This window comes from Methyloparacoccus murrellii (assembly GCF_054657115.1).
In genome coordinates this window covers 61,008-74,794 of sequence record NZ_BAAHXD010000005.1, presented here as the reverse complement: position 1 = coordinate 74,794, position 13,787 = coordinate 61,008, and the positions used below count along the sequence as shown (strand labels likewise).

Here is a 13,787-nt window from a genome sequence, read left to right as displayed (position 1 = left end):
ACCGATGCGCGGGCCAGGGAAGCGCGGCTCAGCAACAGCGCTTGATGCCGGACCAGCGGCGCTGCAACTCGGCGGCATGGAAGGCCTTGCGATCCAGGGGCGGCCCCCGGTCGGCATGATGTGCCTGCCAGTGACCGAGGTAGCGCTCGTAGGCATCGTCGCCGGTGGCCCGGCGCAGAAAACCCCAAGCTTCCCTGACCAGCCTGGCCGGAAGCTTGGGGTTTCCGTATCCTGCCAATGTCGCCCGCCGCGGATGCGCCCAACGAGCCAGCCGGAATTACTTGATCTTGCCTTCCTTGTAGGTTACATGCTGGCGGACGACGGGATCGAACTTCTTGATCTCCATCTTTTCCGGCATGTTCTTCTTGTTCTTGGTGGTGGTATAGAAATGGCCGGTGCCGGCGCTGGATACCAGTTTGATCTTGTCGCGCATGATCTACTCCTGCTTCAGACTTTTTCGCCGCGCTTGCGGATATCGGCCAGCACCGCATCGATGCCGCGCTTGTCGATGGTGCGCAGGCCCTGATTGGAAACGCGCAGGCGCACCCAGCGGTTTTCGCTCTCGACCCAGAAGCGGTGTTCGTGCAGGTTCGGGTTGAAGACCCGCTTGGTCTTGTTGTTAGCATGCGAGACGTTATGGCCTACAATGCGGCCCTTGCCCGTCACTTGGCATATTCTGGACATGATGAACCTCGGTTCGCCTGGCTGGAGTCGGAAAAGCCGCACTTTATAAGCCAGGCCTCGCGCCCAAGTCAAGCGGCGCGCCGCTGGCCACGCTCACCCCACCCCCACCCGGCAGACCCATGAGCCTCAAACTCGGGATCGTCATGGATCCCATCCAACACATCAAGACCCACAAGGACACCAGCTTCGCGCTGTTGCTGGAAGCCCAGTCCCGCGGCTATCAGCTCCACTACATGGAGCTGAACGATCTCTACCTCCGCGATGGCCGCACCTGCGCCCGGATGCGCCGGCTGCACGTGCGGCGCGACGAGCGGGACTGGTTCCGCTTCGACAGCGAGGAGGACCATCCGCTGGACGCGCTGGACGTCATCCTCATGCGCAAGGACCCGCCCTTCGACCAGGAATACATCTACGCCACCTACCTGCTGGAAGCGGCGGAAAGCCATGGTGTCCTGGTGATCAACAAGCCGCGTTCGCTGCGCGATGCCAACGAAAAGCTGTTCACGGCCTGGTTTCCGCACTGCTGCGCGCCCACCCTGGTGGCACGGGAAGCGGGCCGGCTCCGCGAGTTCCTGCGCGAACAGGGCGAGATCGTGCTCAAGCCGCTGGATGGCATGGGCGGCGCCTCCATCTTCCGCGTGGCCGAGCGCGACCCGAACCTGAGCGTGATCCTGGAAACCATGACGCAGCACAATCGCCGCTTCGTGATGGCGCAACGCTATCTGCCGGACATCGCCAACGGCGACAAGCGCATCCTGGTCGTCAATGGCGAGGCGGTGCCCTACGCCCTGGCGCGGATTCCCGCCGAGGGCGAGAGTCGCGGCAACCTGGCCGCCGGCGGCCGCGCCGAGGGCAGGCCGCTGACCGAACGGGATCGCTGGATCGCCGCGCAGGTCGGCCCCGAGCTCCGGCGGCGGGGCCTGGCCTTTGTCGGGCTCGACGTCATCGGCGACTACCTGACCGAGGTCAACGTCACCAGCCCCACCTGCGTACAGGAACTGGACCGCCAGTTCGGGCTCAACATCAGCGCCCTGCTGATGGATCACATCGAGCGCGCGATCGAACATCGCGCCTGATCGCCGCATGTCCCGTCCGGGGGCCTTTCCGCTGCCGTTCCGGATCGCGCTGCTGGGCGCGACCCTCCTGCACGCCCTGCTGATCTTCGGCATCCGGCCGGGACCGCCCCACCCCGGCCAGCCGGCGCGCCGGATGATCACCATGACACTGGAGAAGTCGGCGCCGGCCGGCCCGCCACCATCCTTGGCGCCCGCCGAGAGCGGCGAGCACGGGCGGCGGCCGGTGGCCGAGCCGGTCGGCGCCCGCACGCAGGACAAACCCGACGCCCCGCCCGCGAGCGCCGCAAGGGCGGCGGAGCCACCAGTCCGGCAGCCTCATCAGGAAACGGCACCGGCCCCACGCGAAACCGCGAGACCGCGGCAGAACCGCCCCCCCGACCTGGCGCACGGACGGCGGGACCGGCACGATGCCACGCCGCCCTCCGCCCCGGCAGAGGCGACGGACAGCCTTTCGTCCAGGGCCGAAACCAGCCCCCGGACCAGACCAGCGCTTTCCGCCGGCCTGCTGAGCCAGCAGATTGCCGAGGTCGGCGCCGACATCTACCAGCGCCGCAGCGCCGAACTGCGCGACAGGAAGATCGTCCATGCCCAGGCGGTCAAGAACAACCGGCTGGCGGTGGCGGCCTACGAGCAGGCCTGGCAGGAGAAGGTCGAGCGCATCGGCAATCTCAACTACCCCGAGGACGTCCGGCGCGACCGGCTGGCCGGAACCCTGGTGCTGGCGGTGGGCATCAAGCCCGACGGCAGCGTCTATTCGACCCAGATCCAGCAGTCATCCGGACAGGCGGCGGTGGATCTCGCGGCCCGCCACATCGTCGAGCTGGCGGCACCGTTCGCGCCCTTGCCGGAGGACATCCGCGAGGAAGTCGACGTGCTGGTCATCACCCGCACCTGGCGGTTCGACAGCGACTATCGCCTGGAAATGGGCGCCCGCTGAACCGTTGCGTGCGGTTGCACCCGGGGGGGACCTGCCCCGATACTATGGGCATGATCGATGCCATCGCCAACCTGACCAATCATTTCCTCATCGCCATGCCGGGCATGACGGATCCGTTCTTTTCCCGCACGGTGACCTACCTCTGCCAGCACAACGACGAGGGCGCGCTGGGCATCATCGTCAACCGGCCTTCGGAGCTGAAGCTGAAGGACGTCATGACGCAGATGAACATCACGCTCGACGATCCGGCGCTGATCGACATGCCGGTCTACTATGGCGGACCGGTACAGCCCGAGCGTGGCTTCATCCTGCACGAGCCGGTAGGCGACTGGAATTCGACGCTGAAGATGAGCAGCGACCTCTGGCTGACCACCTCGCGCGACATTCTCGAGGCCATCAGCCGCGGCGAGGGGCCCCGCAAGATACTGCTGGCCCTGGGCTATGCCGGCTGGGCCAAGGGCCAGCTGGAACAGGAAATGGTCCAGAACGCCTGGCTCAGCGCCGAGGCCGAGCAGTCCATCATCTTCAACCACCCGCCGGACAGCCGCTGGCAGGCCGCCGCCGGGCTCATGGGCATCGACATCGCGCTGCTCTCCACGCAGGCAGGGCATGGCTGAACCGCAGACGGCCCCCGCCGCGAGCGCCCAGCCGCGGACCGCGACCTACCTCGGCTTCGATGTCGGCACCAAAAAGACCGGCGTTGCCGTGGGACAGCGCATCACCGGCACCGCCACCGGACTCGAAACCCTGCGCTCGCAGAACCGCGACGCCCTGTGGCAGGATATCGCGCGGCTGGTCAGGACCTGGCAGCCGGCGGCGTTCGTGGTCGGCGTGCCCTACCCGATCGAACCGACGACCGAGCGGAATCCGGTCATCGGCATGATCCTGGCGTTTTGCCGCGAACTGGAAGCGCGCCACCAGCGGCCGGTGCATGTCATGGACGAAGCGCTGTCGACCCGCGAGTCGCAGACCCTGTTCTACAGCCAACGCAGCAAGAAGTCGGTCCGCTTCGCCGATATCAAGGACGAACTGGCCGCCCAGCTGATCCTGCAAACCTGGCTGGACCACACCGCCAGCCGGGAGCCCGGCCATGACTGAGCTGCCCCGTCCCGGGAGCCTGCTGGACACGCTGGCGCAGCGCCTGCGGCTGGAAATCGACCGCCGCGACCTGACCGATCCGGCGATGATCGGCATCCACAGCGGCGGCATCTGGATCGCCGAGCACCTGCATGCCCGGCTGGGGCTGCGCGAGCCCCTGGGCCGGCTGGACATCACCTTCTACCGCGACGATTTTTCGCAGATCGGCATGCACCCGCAGGTGCGCGCCAGTCAGTTGCCGTTCCGGGTCGAGGGCCGCGACATTTTGCTGATCGACGACGTGTTCTATACCGGCCGCACGGTGCGGGCCGCGCTCAACGAGATCTTCGACTACGGCCGGCCGGCCCAAGTGGTGCTGGGCGTGCTCCTGGAACGCGACGGGCGGCAGATTCCCATTCGCCCGGACTGCGCCGGCGGCACCCTGACGCTGCCGCCGGGACAGCGCATCAAGCTGACCGGCCCCGACCCGCTGGCATTCACGCTGCAAGCGGACTAGACGATGACGAAACGTGACCTGCAACTGGACGAGCACGGCCGCCTGCGGCACTTTCTCACCATCGAGGGGCTGAACCGGGCGCTGCTGGAATCCATCATGGACACCGCTGAATCCTTCGCCAGCGTCACCGAGCAGACGGTCAAGAAAGTGCCGCTGCTGCGCGGCAAGACCATCGTCAACCTGTTCTTCGAGACCAGCACCCGGACCCGCACGACCTTCGAACTGGCGGCCAAGCGGCTGTCCGCCGACGTGCTTACGGTCAACATCGCCACTTCGGCGACCACCAAAGGTGAAAGCCTGCTCGACACCATCCGCAACATCGAGGCCATGCACGTCGACATGTTCGTGGTCCGGCATGCGCACAGCGGCGCCGCCCATTTCATCGCCCGCCACGTGGCGCCGCACATCAGCGTCATCAATGCCGGCGATGGCCGCCACGCCCATCCGACCCAGGCCATGCTGGACGTCTTCACCATCCGCAAGCACAAGCCGGACTTCGGCAAGCTGACCGTCGCCATCGTCGGCGACGTGCTGCACTCGCGCGTGGCGCGCTCGGAAATCCACGCCCTGCGCACGCTGGGCGTCCGCGAGATCCGCGTCGTCGGGCCACGCACGCTGATCCCGTCCGACATCGAGACCTTGGGGGTCCGGATTCACCATGATCTCGACACCGGCCTGCGGGAGGCCGACGTCATCATCATGCTGCGGCTCCAGCGGGAGCGCATGAGCGGCGGCTTCATCCCCAGCGCCCACGAGTATTACGCCCGCTTCGGCCTGACCGCGGCACGCCTGACGCTGGCGAAGCCGGATGCCATGGTCATGCATCCCGGCCCCATCAACCGCGGGGTGGAGATGGAATCCAGGGTGGCCGACGGCAGCCAGTCGGTCATCCTGCAACAGGTCACCCACGGCATCGCCATCCGCATGGCGGTGATGTCCATGGCCATGCAGCACGACAGCGGGGAGCGGCCGGCATGAGCGAGCGCATCCACATCCGTGGCGGCCGGGTGATCGACCCGGCCCGGGATCTCGACGCGGCGCTGGACGTGTTTGTCGCCGACGGACAGATCCTGGCGCTGGGCGCAACCCCCGATGGCTTCCGCGCGGACCGCATCCTCGACGCCCGCGACCGGATCGTCTGCCCTGGCTTCATCGACCTCAGCGCCCGCCTGCGCGAGCCGGGACATGAACACAAGGCCACCATTGACAGCGAGAGCCGGGCGGCGGCGGCTGGCGGCATCACGACCGTCTGCATGCCACCGGACACGCTGCCGACCATCGACACACCGGCGGTGGTGCAGTTACTGCGGGACCGGGCGGCGGCCTCCGGATGCCTGCGCATCGAGCCCGTTGGCGCGCTGACGCAGGGCTTGCGGGGCCAGGATCTCAGCGAAATGAGCGCCCTGCGGCAAGCCGGCTGCCGGGCCGTCAGCAATGCCCACGCGCCGGTGGCCACCACGCGGGTCCTGCGGCGGGCGCTGGAATATGCCGCCAGCCACGATCTGCTGGTCATCGTGCGGCCGGAGGATCCGGAGCTGGCCGATGACGGCTGCGTGCACGAAGGGCCGGTGAGCACCCGGCTGGGGCTGCGCGGCATACCCTATGCCGCCGAGACCGTCGCCGTGGCCCAGGTGCTGGCGCTGATCGAACATACCGGGGCACGGGTGCATTTCGCCCAGCTCAGCAGCGCCCGGGCCATGCGGTCGATCGGCCGCGCCCAGGAGAAGGGCTTCCCGGTGACCGCCGATGTCGCCGCGCATCAGCTGCACCTCACCGACACGTCGGTGGAGGGCTTCGACGCCCAGTGCCATCTGCGCCCGCCACTGCGCGCGCGGGCCGATCGCGAAGCGCTGCGGGAAGGTCTGCGCGACGGCGTGATCGCAGCCATCTGTTCCGATCACCAGCCCCATGAAGCCGATGCCAAGCTGGACGCCTTCCCGGCCACCGAGCCCGGTCTCTCGGGCCTGCAAACCCTGCTGCCACTGAGCCTGAAGCTGGCCGAAAGCGGCGGCCTGAGCCTTTCCCGGATCGTGGCCGCGCTGACCGTGGGGCCGGCGCGCATCATGGGGCTGCCGGGCGGCAGGCTTCAGCCCGGCTCACCGGCGGATGTCTGCATCTTCGATCCACGGGCCCGCTGGACGCCGGACGAGACAACCTGGCTGAGCGCTGGCCGCAACACGCCTTTCTGGGGCCAGCCACTGCAGGGCCGGGTAACCCAGACCCTGCTGGGCGGCCGGCTGGTTTTCGATGGAGGAATTCCGTGCACGCCATGACACAGCCGGCGGGCGCCGGCACGCTGTTCATCGTTTCCGCGCCCTCCGGGGCCGGCAAGACCAGTCTGGTCAGGGCCCTGCGCCAGGCGCATTCGGGGCTTGCCGTCTCGGTCTCGCATACCACGCGCGCCCAGCGCCCCGGCGAGGAGCATGGCCGCGATTATTTCTTCGTCAGCCAGGACGAGTTCGCGCGCATGATCGAGGCCGGCGAGTTTCTGGAGCATGCGCGGGTGTTCGACAACTTCTACGGCACGGCGCGCAGCACGGTCGAAGCCGCGCTGGCGGGAAGAAAGGATGTCATCCTGGAAATCGACTGGCAGGGCGCCCGGCAGATCCGCACGCTGATGCCGGGCTGCCGTTCCATCTTCGTGCTGCCGCCGTCGCGGGAAGCGCTGGCATCGCGCCTGAGCAGCCGCGGACAGGACGACGCCGAGACCATCGCCCGGCGCATGGCCGACGCGATCTCGGAGATGTCGCACTACGCCGAATACGACTACGTGGTGATCAACGATGTGTTCGCCGTGGCGCTGGCCGAGCTGGGCGCCATCTTGACCACCCGCCGGCTGGAGACATCCCGTCAGGCGGCGACGCAGTCCGCGCTGATCCGCGGGCTGCTCGGCTGAAGCCGGCCGCTAGAGCTCTTCCTCGCGGCTGATCCAGGCCCGGAAGCGCTGCGGTTCGTGCCGCGCCAGGGCGGCCAGCAGTGCGTCGGGCGTCGTTTCCGACAGCAGCAGCGCCCGGGCATCGGGGCGCAGGAAACCCTCGCTCAGGGCCCGGTCGCAGAGCCCGCGCAGCGGTTCGAAGTAGCCGTCCACATCGAGCAGGCCGACGGGCTTGCGATGAAAGCCGAGCTGCGCCCAGGTCAGTATCTCGAACAACTCCTCGAAGGTGCCGAAGCCGCCAGGCAGGGCGATGAAGCCGTCCGCCAGCTCGGCCATGCGTGCCTTGCGCGCGTGCATGGACTCGACGACCTCCAGCCGCGTCACACCTGTGTGTTCGACGGCCGCTCCCGCGACCTCGCGCCCGACCAGCGAGCGCGGTATCACGCCGATCACCTCGACGCCCGCCGCCAGGGCGGCATCGGCGACCGCCCCCATCAACCCGATGTTGCCGCCTCCATAGACCAGCCCGATGCCCCGTTGCCCCAGCTGCCGGCCGAGCGCCACGGCCGCCTCGCGGTAGCCGCCCCGGTGGCCCGGGCTGGAACCGCAGAAGACGCAGATACGCCGCAAATCAGGGTACGCGGGGGTAACGCATGTGCCGGGTAGAACCGTGGCCGGTGCTGGAATCATGCTCGCCAGCATACCATGCGCACACCGGCCCGGCAGGCCGGCCATCCCGCGCCGGTTCCGCCGCGTTTGTCGGTGGAAATGGGCTTCGCTATGCTCGCTGGCGGCGACCTGGCAAGCCGCCAGGTCGCGAAGCTTCACGCCCAAGCATTCACTTTCACTGCCGAGATCGACCGATGAGACGCATACCTGCACATACCGTGATTTGCCTGGCCAGCCTGCTGGCCGCCTGCACCCAGAAAACCCTCTCGCCCACCACGTTCGCCTCACAGTACCAGCCGCAACTCGACAACGCCGATGTGGTGAAGCCGAAGAACTGCGCCACGGTGGCCGGGTTGGATGTGGAAAACGGGCTGCCGAATGCCGTGGTGGGACAGCGGTCCCTGCAATCCCGGGCCGTACCCGCCCAGAACATCAGCATGACGGGCAACCTGGCGGCCTGGGTTCGCGCCGGGTCTGCCGAAATGCTGCGCCGCGCGACGCTCGATACGCATGACGCGAAGGGGCCACGCCTGCAGCTCCGGCTGGACGAGATGGCCGTGCACGAGAACGTCTACGTGAACTCCGGCTACGATGCCCGGGTAACGCTGGACGCCGCGCTGGTCAATGCCCGAGGCCAGGTCTGCTGGCACCAGTCGGTAACGGGCCAATCCAGCAATTACGGCGATTCCGGCGCAGCGGTGAACTATCAGGAGACCGTCAACCATGCACTGGACCGGGCCGTGATGTCGCTGGTGGCGGATCGGGGGTTCCAGGAGGCCGCCTGTCGCAGCTGCCGGGATTGAGCCTCCAGGCGGGTCCGGCGAGACGCTCGCCATGCCCCGCAGCAGCTTCCGCAACACGCTTCCCGAAACCCGCGCATGGCGTTCGTCACGCCGCCACCTCCTGCGTCCCCGGACGGCAGCTTGGGTATTTCTGCCTGCCGACGATCTGGTATTGACAGGAAATTACCCTCGCGCCTACAGTATCGACGCGGAACGTTTTGATGAAAAACCTCGGCATCATGGATGATGGTTCCGCCAACAGACAATAATTTGGACCGAAGGAGGAGAACATGACCCCAGCTGAAGAAACCGCCCCCGATCGTTTCTGGCTCTATGTCGCCGGCGCGACCATCGCCCTGGTCGGCGTGATCCTGATGGTGAAGCTGAGCGAGAACGAGAAATACGACCCCATCATCCAGCAGCAGAACGAGGAGATGGCCCGCATGAACATTCGTGTCGTGCAGTAAACAGTATCCACGGAGAATGTTCATGAAACTGAGACACATCCTTGCAAAAACCGGCTCTGCGGCCCTGTTGAGCGGCCTGCTGCTCGTGGCCGGACAGGCTGGTGCCGCCGAATACATGTTCCGCGACCTGCTCGGCAACACCCTGGCCCCCCAGAAGTGCGCGGCCGAGAGTGACGCCAAGACCAAGGCCACCGATAGCTACAACGTCGACAAGTACGTCAAGGTGTTCTGCGAAACCCAGGGCTACGGCTGGCACGTATCCGAGGTGAAGGACAACGGCAAGCTGATCTGCAACGAATGCGACGGCAAGTCCGGCAAGTATCAGTGCCATCTGGAAGACGTGCGGGTCACCTGCAAGCGCCTGAAACCCGGCTCGGTCGGGATGTTCCCCGGGGAAGGCTGATCCCGGGCCGCGAGATGGGCCTGCCTGAGCACGTGGTGCCCATTTCCAGGCAGGTCCGCTTCGTCACGGTACGGGGACGCGATCGCGGTCCCGATTCCTTGCGGTTTTCTTTGCTACGATGAACCTGGGCCCCGCAATCGGGGCACGGGAGGCCGCCGAGAGGTGGCCGATATCGACCAGGGGAACATCCGACGTTCCCGCGACCAAAGGAGACCGAACCATGTGGAAAGCGTTGATGCTGGCAGTGGTTGCGGCGGGCCTTGCGGCTTGCAGCAACAAGCCCTACAAACCGCACGACTGGGCCATGGAAGTGCAGACCGCCGAGACGCGGGAGGCGCACAATCGGCTCGCCGACCACTACGAGGAAATTGCCCAGACCATGGATGCCGATGCCGCCGAGGAAAAGGCGATGCTCGATAAGTACATCGCGGCACCGCACAAGTACGGCAAGCAAATCCTCGATATCAAGGCCCGCTCGCAGGGCATGATCCACGACTTTGAGCTGGCCGCCGCCGAAAGCCGCAAGATGGCGAATTACCATCGCCAGTTGGCCAATGCCAGGGACAAGCCCTGAGGCCTGAAACGGCCATCGCCTCAAGTGCCCGTGGCGGGTGGCGAGCCAAATCCCCCGCCACCGGGCGTTTCGATCGACAGGCGGTCCCCGACCGCCACGGATACTTCCGCCCGCGGGCCCAGGATTTGCCGCGTCTGATCCACCCGGATCATAACGTTGACGCCCGGCTGCCCCGGCAGGCCACCCTCCAGTCCGAACGGCGCCGTCTGCCGACGACTGGACAGAATGCCAGCGGTCATCGGCGCCAGAAACAGAAACTCGCGGACGATGCCGTCGCCGCCCCGGTGCCGGCCTGGCCCGCCGCTGCCGCGCCGGATGGCGAAACGCACCACCCGGACCGGGAATCGCCACTCCAGGATCTCCGGATCGGTGATGCGCGAATTGGTCATGTGCGTCTGCACCGCATCGGCACCGTCGAAATCGGCACCCGCGCCGGAGCCGCCGCCGATCGTCTCGTAATACTGGTAGTCGGCATTGCCGAAGGTCAGGTTGTTCATCGTCCCCTGCGCCGCCGCCATCACGCCCAGGGCGCCGTACAAGGCATCGACGACCTGTTGCGAGGTTTCGACATTGCCCGCGACCACCGCCGCCGGCGGGCGGGGATTCAGCATCGAGCCGTCGGGCAAGCGAATGGTCAGGGGCCGCAGGCAACCGGCATTCAGCGGAATGTCGTCCGCGACCAGGGTACGGAACACATACAGGACCGCCGCCCGGGTCACTGCCGCCGGCGCATTGACATTGTCGGCCTGCTGCGGCAACGTACCGGTGAAATCGATCAGGGCCGAGCGGTTGCGCGGATCGATACGGATTTCCACGCGGATCGCGGCGCCGGCATCCGTCCTCACCTCGCAGCGTCCATCGCGCAGTCGGGTGATAGCGCGCCGGACGGACTCCTCGGCATGGTCGAGGACGTGATTCATGTAGGCACGCACTGTCGCCAGCGAATACGCCGCCACCAGCCGCCGCAGTCCGTTGGCACCGCGGGTATTGGCTGCCACCTGGGCGCGCAGGTCGGCGAGATTCTGCTCGGGGTTGCGGGCGGGACAGGGACCACCCGCCAGCCAGGCACGCACCTCCGGCTCCAGGAAGCGGCCATCGGCGACGATGCGGAGACCCTCGCTGAGCACGCCCTCGTCCCCGATCCGACAGCTGCCGGGTGGCATGGAACCGGGCGTGATGCCGCCAACATCCGCATGATGGCCACGGGCGGCGAGGTAGAACAGTATCCGCTCGCTGCTTTCGTCGAACACGGGCGTAATGACCGTGATGTCGGGGAGATGCGTTCCGCCATGATAGGGCGAGTTGACCAGCCAGGCATCGCCGGGCCGGAGGCTCTCGCGCCGGCTGTGGATCAGCGCCTCGACGCTGGCGCCCATCGAGCCCAGATGCACGGGGATGTGCGGCGCGTTGGCGATCAGCTCGCCGCGTTCGTTGAAGATCGCACAGGAAAAGTCCAGCCGCTCCTTGATGTTCACTGAGTGGGCCGTATTCTGCAGGGCGTAGCCCATTTCCTCGGCCAGCGACATGAACAGGCGATTGAAGATTTCCAGCCGGGCCGGATCCGGCGTCGTGTCGCCATAGGCGGCGACGTTGCCCGGATACCGGGACGTCAGCACCAGATCGCCCAGCGGCGTGATCTCGCCCACCCAGCCGGGCTCCACGATGGTGGTGGCAGTCGGCTCCAGCACGATCGCCGGCCCCTCCAGTCGCTGGCCGACCGCGAGGCCCGACCGCTGGTAGACCGGCGCCTCGTGGAAGCGATCGCCGCTGAACAGCCGCACCTGCGCCACGAGCCCCCCTGCTCCGCGATCCGTTGCCGGCATCTCGAATGCCGCCGTGACCGGCTCGCTCGCCACCACTTCCACCCCCAGGCGGTCGACGACCAGCGGCTTGTCGGGAGCGATGAAGCCGAATCGCTGCTGGTGACGGGCCTCGAACGCCTCGCGCATGGCGATGGCTGGCGCGAAGGGCACCTCAAGCGCCGTGTCGGAGCCCGCGTAGCGCAGGCTGGCCTGTTTCAGGCAGGCCAGTCCGGCGTCCGCCAGACCCTGGCTGGCCAACTCATCGAGGCATGCCGCCTCGAGCGTCGCCAGCTCGGCGGCCAGGCGGGGTTCCAGCTGCGGTTCGAGCGTCCGAACGATGGCCCGCTCGCGCAGCACCCGATGATCGGCCAGTCCCATGCCATAGGCGGACAGCACCCCGGCCAGTGGATGCAGCAGAATGCGCCGCAGTCCCAGCCGTTCGGCGACCCGGCAGGCATGCTGCCCGGCCGCGGCGCCAAAACCGCACAGGGTGTAATCGCGGCCGAGATCATGGCCGCGCTGGACCGATATCCGCTTGATCGCCGCGGCCATGTGTTCCACCGCCACGGCCAGGAATCCCTCGGCGACGGCCTCGGGCAGGACCACGCGGCCGGTATCCCGGCTGACGGCAGCCGCCAGCGTCTCAAACCCTGCCCGAACGCTCTCGACATCAAGCGGCTGCCGGCCATCGGGACCAAAAAGCCGCGGGAAGAATTCCGGCCTCAGCTTGCCGAGCATGACGTTGGCATCGGTCACCGTCAGCGGCCCGCCACGACGGTAACAGGCGGGCCCGGGACTGGCGCCGGCCGAGTCGGGCCCCGCGCGAAAGCGCAGGCCATCGTAGTGGAGCACGGAGCCCCCGCCAGCGGCCACCGTATGGATGTTCAGCATCGGCACGCGCAGGCGGATGCCCGCCACCCGGGTTTCCTCGGCGCGCTCCAGCTCACCCGCCCAGTGCGCGACATCGGTGGAGGTACCGCCCATGTCGAAGGTGACGATCCTGTCGAAGCCGGCCCGGCGGGCGGTTACCACCGCGCCGATGATGCCGCCGGCCGGCCCCGAAAGGATGCTGTCCTTGCCCTGGAAATGCCCGGCCTCGGCCAGCCCACCGTTGGATTGCATGAAGCGCAGGCGAGCAGGCTTGCCACGGATCGTCGCCTGCCGCAGACCGGCCAGGCCATTGGCCACCTGCGCCACATAGCGCCTGAGAATGGGGGAAAGATAGGCGTCCACCACCGTCGTGTCGCCCCGGCCGACGAGGCGGATGGCAGGGCTGCAACGGTGCGAGACCGAGACCTGATCGTAGCCGAGACGGCGGGCCAGGTCCTCCAGGGCAAGTTCGTGCGCGGGATTGCGCCAGGCATGCAGCAGCACGATGGCGAGCGAGCGGTAGCCTTGCGCAAATGCCGCCCTGAGACCCGCCTCGGCGAGCGCCAGATCCAGGGGCTCGGCCTCGCGGCCGGCGGCATCCAGCCGGCCGCGGATCTCGAGCACGTGTCCGTAGAGTGGCGCCGGCCGCTGGATGCGCAGCGCGAAGATGTCCGGCCGGCTCTGGTAACCGATCGCCAGGGCATCGCCGAAGCCATCGTTGATGGCCAGCACCGTGGCCGCACCCTGGCGTTCGAGCAGGGCGTTGGTGCCGACGGTCGTGCCCATGCGCACCGCCTGGATGACCGCCGCGGAATCCCGGGCATGGACGTCCAGGATATCAGCGATGCCCTGCAGCGCCGCGTCCCGGTAACGCTCCGGGTTTTCGGACAGGAGCTTGTGGGTCAGCAGGCGGCCATCGGGCCGACGGGCGACGATGTCCGTGAAGGTGCCGCCGCGATCGATCCAGAACTGCCAGCACGCATCACCCGGACTCATGCGGGGCGGCAGGGGAGGGCGGGAACCATGAACGGCACAATAATTGACTATTTTGCTA

At 67.4% G+C, this 13,787-nt stretch carries 18 protein-coding genes; 13 read left to right on the top strand and 5 right to left on the bottom strand.

Annotation, left to right across the window (positions count from 1 at the left end; translation table 11 throughout):
- Positions 1 to 28 precede the first annotated feature (28 nt).
- Genes ACYQ1H_RS02465 through rpmB form a run of 3 tightly spaced genes read right to left on the bottom strand, consistent with a single transcriptional unit; the run spans position 29 to position 684 of the window.
- Positions 29 to 238: a CstA-like transporter-associated (seleno)protein gene (locus ACYQ1H_RS02465; RefSeq protein WP_460026470.1), complete on the bottom strand. Its 210-nt coding sequence runs from the start codon at positions 236 to 238 to the stop codon at positions 29 to 31.
- Positions 239 to 277: 39 nt separating this feature from the next.
- The gene (gene rpmG / locus ACYQ1H_RS02460; RefSeq protein ID WP_460026469.1) at positions 278 to 433 is read right to left on the bottom strand and encodes a 50S ribosomal protein L33; all 156 of its coding nucleotides are present in this window, start codon (positions 431 to 433) and stop codon (positions 278 to 280) included.
- 14 nt (positions 434 to 447) lie between these two features.
- Entirely contained in the window at positions 448 to 684 is a 237-nt protein-coding gene (gene rpmB, locus ACYQ1H_RS02455) for a 50S ribosomal protein L28 (protein WP_460026468.1), read from the bottom strand.
- 119 nt (positions 685 to 803) lie between these two features.
- On the opposite strand from rpmB, the gene gshB reads away from it, so the two are divergent.
- The 8 genes from gshB to gmk are packed head-to-tail and all read left to right on the top strand — an operon-like array spanning position 804 to position 7,187.
- Positions 804 to 1,760: a glutathione synthase gene (gene gshB, locus ACYQ1H_RS02450; RefSeq protein WP_460026467.1), complete on the top strand. Its 957-nt coding sequence runs from the start codon at positions 804 to 806 to the stop codon at positions 1,758 to 1,760.
- 7 nt (positions 1,761 to 1,767) lie between these two features.
- Positions 1,768 to 2,697 (top strand): energy transducer TonB, encoded by a 930-nt coding sequence (locus ACYQ1H_RS02445; protein ID WP_460026466.1) that lies wholly within the window; start codon positions 1,768 to 1,770, stop codon positions 2,695 to 2,697.
- A gap of 50 nt (positions 2,698 to 2,747) precedes the next feature.
- Complete coding sequence (locus ACYQ1H_RS02440; protein ID WP_460026465.1) at positions 2,748 to 3,314, top strand: YqgE/AlgH family protein; 567 nt, start codon at positions 2,748 to 2,750, stop codon at positions 3,312 to 3,314.
- Positions 3,307 to 3,795 (top strand): Holliday junction resolvase RuvX, encoded by a 489-nt coding sequence (gene ruvX / locus ACYQ1H_RS02435; protein WP_460026464.1) that lies wholly within the window; start codon positions 3,307 to 3,309, stop codon positions 3,793 to 3,795. The genes ACYQ1H_RS02440 and ruvX overlap by 8 nt, the downstream gene beginning before the upstream one ends.
- Positions 3,788 to 4,291 carry a bifunctional pyr operon transcriptional regulator/uracil phosphoribosyltransferase PyrR gene (pyrR, locus tag ACYQ1H_RS02430; RefSeq protein ID WP_460026463.1) on the top strand — a complete coding sequence of 168 codons (504 nt, stop codon included), beginning with the start codon at positions 3,788 to 3,790 and terminating at the stop codon, positions 4,289 to 4,291. Before ruvX ends, pyrR begins: the two co-directional genes overlap by 8 nt.
- 3 nt (positions 4,292 to 4,294) lie before the next feature.
- Positions 4,295 to 5,269, top strand: coding sequence for an aspartate carbamoyltransferase catalytic subunit (locus ACYQ1H_RS02425; protein ID WP_460026462.1), 975 nt, complete (start codon positions 4,295 to 4,297; stop codon positions 5,267 to 5,269).
- Positions 5,266 to 6,564, top strand: a complete 1,299-nt coding sequence (locus ACYQ1H_RS02420) for a dihydroorotase (RefSeq protein WP_460026461.1) — start codon at positions 5,266 to 5,268, stop codon at positions 6,562 to 6,564. Before ACYQ1H_RS02425 ends, ACYQ1H_RS02420 begins: the two co-directional genes overlap by 4 nt.
- The gene (gmk, locus tag ACYQ1H_RS02415) at positions 6,561 to 7,187 is read left to right on the top strand and encodes a guanylate kinase (RefSeq protein WP_460026492.1); all 627 of its coding nucleotides are present in this window, start codon (positions 6,561 to 6,563) and stop codon (positions 7,185 to 7,187) included. The genes ACYQ1H_RS02420 and gmk overlap by 4 nt, the downstream gene beginning before the upstream one ends.
- Positions 7,188 to 7,196: 9 nt before the next feature.
- On the opposite strand, the gene ACYQ1H_RS02410 is transcribed toward gmk, so the two are convergent.
- Positions 7,197 to 7,796, bottom strand: a complete 600-nt coding sequence (locus ACYQ1H_RS02410; protein WP_460026460.1) for an LOG family protein — start codon at positions 7,794 to 7,796, stop codon at positions 7,197 to 7,199.
- Between the two features lie 75 nt (positions 7,797 to 7,871).
- Here ACYQ1H_RS02410 and ACYQ1H_RS02405 point away from each other — a divergent pair, with 75 nt between their 5' ends.
- The 5 genes from ACYQ1H_RS02405 (at position 7,872) to ACYQ1H_RS02385 (ending at position 10,061) form a co-directional block, all read left to right on the top strand.
- On the top strand, positions 7,872 to 8,033 hold the full coding sequence (locus ACYQ1H_RS02405; RefSeq protein ID WP_460026459.1) for a hypothetical protein: 162 nt from the start codon (positions 7,872 to 7,874) through the stop codon (positions 8,031 to 8,033).
- Positions 8,030 to 8,638 (top strand): hypothetical protein, encoded by a 609-nt coding sequence (locus ACYQ1H_RS02400; protein WP_460026458.1) that lies wholly within the window; start codon positions 8,030 to 8,032, stop codon positions 8,636 to 8,638. The genes ACYQ1H_RS02405 and ACYQ1H_RS02400 overlap by 4 nt, the downstream gene beginning before the upstream one ends.
- Before the next feature lie 269 nt (positions 8,639 to 8,907).
- Positions 8,908 to 9,084, top strand: coding sequence for a hypothetical protein (locus ACYQ1H_RS02395; protein ID WP_460026457.1), 177 nt, complete (start codon positions 8,908 to 8,910; stop codon positions 9,082 to 9,084).
- Between the two features lie 22 nt (positions 9,085 to 9,106).
- Positions 9,107 to 9,487, top strand: coding sequence for a hypothetical protein (locus tag ACYQ1H_RS02390; RefSeq protein ID WP_460026456.1), 381 nt, complete (start codon positions 9,107 to 9,109; stop codon positions 9,485 to 9,487).
- A 220-nt stretch (positions 9,488 to 9,707) separates the two neighbouring features.
- Entirely contained in the window at positions 9,708 to 10,061 is a 354-nt protein-coding gene (locus ACYQ1H_RS02385) for a hypothetical protein (RefSeq protein WP_460026455.1), read from the top strand.
- Positions 10,062 to 10,081: 20 nt separating this feature from the next.
- On the opposite strand, the gene ACYQ1H_RS02380 is transcribed toward ACYQ1H_RS02385, so the two are convergent.
- The gene (locus tag ACYQ1H_RS02380) at positions 10,082 to 13,729 is read right to left on the bottom strand and encodes a hydantoinase B/oxoprolinase family protein (protein ID WP_460026454.1); all 3,648 of its coding nucleotides are present in this window, start codon (positions 13,727 to 13,729) and stop codon (positions 10,082 to 10,084) included.
- Between the last annotated feature and the right edge of the window lie 58 nt (positions 13,730 to 13,787).

Bases quoted from the DNA above. Each gene is read 5' to 3' on its own strand.
- ACYQ1H_RS02395 (WP_460026457.1), top strand. From the start codon at position 8,908: ATGACCCCAGCTGAAGAAACCGCCCCCGATCGTTTCTGGCTCTATGTC.
- gshB (WP_460026467.1), top strand. From the start codon at position 804: ATGAGCCTCAAACTCGGGATCGTCATGGATCCCATCCAACACATCAAG.
- rpmG (WP_460026469.1), bottom strand. From the start codon at position 433: ATGCGCGACAAGATCAAACTGGTATCCAGCGCCGGCACCGGCCATTTC.
- ACYQ1H_RS02445 (WP_460026466.1), top strand. From the start codon at position 1,768: ATGTCCCGTCCGGGGGCCTTTCCGCTGCCGTTCCGGATCGCGCTGCTG.
- ACYQ1H_RS02400 (WP_460026458.1), top strand. From the start codon at position 8,030: ATGAGACGCATACCTGCACATACCGTGATTTGCCTGGCCAGCCTGCTG.
- ACYQ1H_RS02420 (WP_460026461.1), top strand. From the start codon at position 5,266: ATGAGCGAGCGCATCCACATCCGTGGCGGCCGGGTGATCGACCCGGCC.
- pyrR (WP_460026463.1), top strand. From the start codon at position 3,788: ATGACTGAGCTGCCCCGTCCCGGGAGCCTGCTGGACACGCTGGCGCAG.
- ACYQ1H_RS02425 (WP_460026462.1), top strand. From the start codon at position 4,295: ATGACGAAACGTGACCTGCAACTGGACGAGCACGGCCGCCTGCGGCAC.
- ACYQ1H_RS02405 (WP_460026459.1), top strand. From the start codon at position 7,872: ATGCGCACACCGGCCCGGCAGGCCGGCCATCCCGCGCCGGTTCCGCCG.
- ruvX (WP_460026464.1), top strand. From the start codon at position 3,307: ATGGCTGAACCGCAGACGGCCCCCGCCGCGAGCGCCCAGCCGCGGACC.
- ACYQ1H_RS02440 (WP_460026465.1), top strand. From the start codon at position 2,748: ATGATCGATGCCATCGCCAACCTGACCAATCATTTCCTCATCGCCATG.
- rpmB (WP_460026468.1), bottom strand. From the start codon at position 684: ATGTCCAGAATATGCCAAGTGACGGGCAAGGGCCGCATTGTAGGCCAT.
- ACYQ1H_RS02390 (WP_460026456.1), top strand. From the start codon at position 9,107: ATGAAACTGAGACACATCCTTGCAAAAACCGGCTCTGCGGCCCTGTTG.
- ACYQ1H_RS02385 (WP_460026455.1), top strand. From the start codon at position 9,708: ATGTGGAAAGCGTTGATGCTGGCAGTGGTTGCGGCGGGCCTTGCGGCT.
- gmk (WP_460026492.1), top strand. From the start codon at position 6,561: ATGACACAGCCGGCGGGCGCCGGCACGCTGTTCATCGTTTCCGCGCCC.
- ACYQ1H_RS02380 (WP_460026454.1), bottom strand. From the start codon at position 13,729: ATGAGTCCGGGTGATGCGTGCTGGCAGTTCTGGATCGATCGCGGCGGC.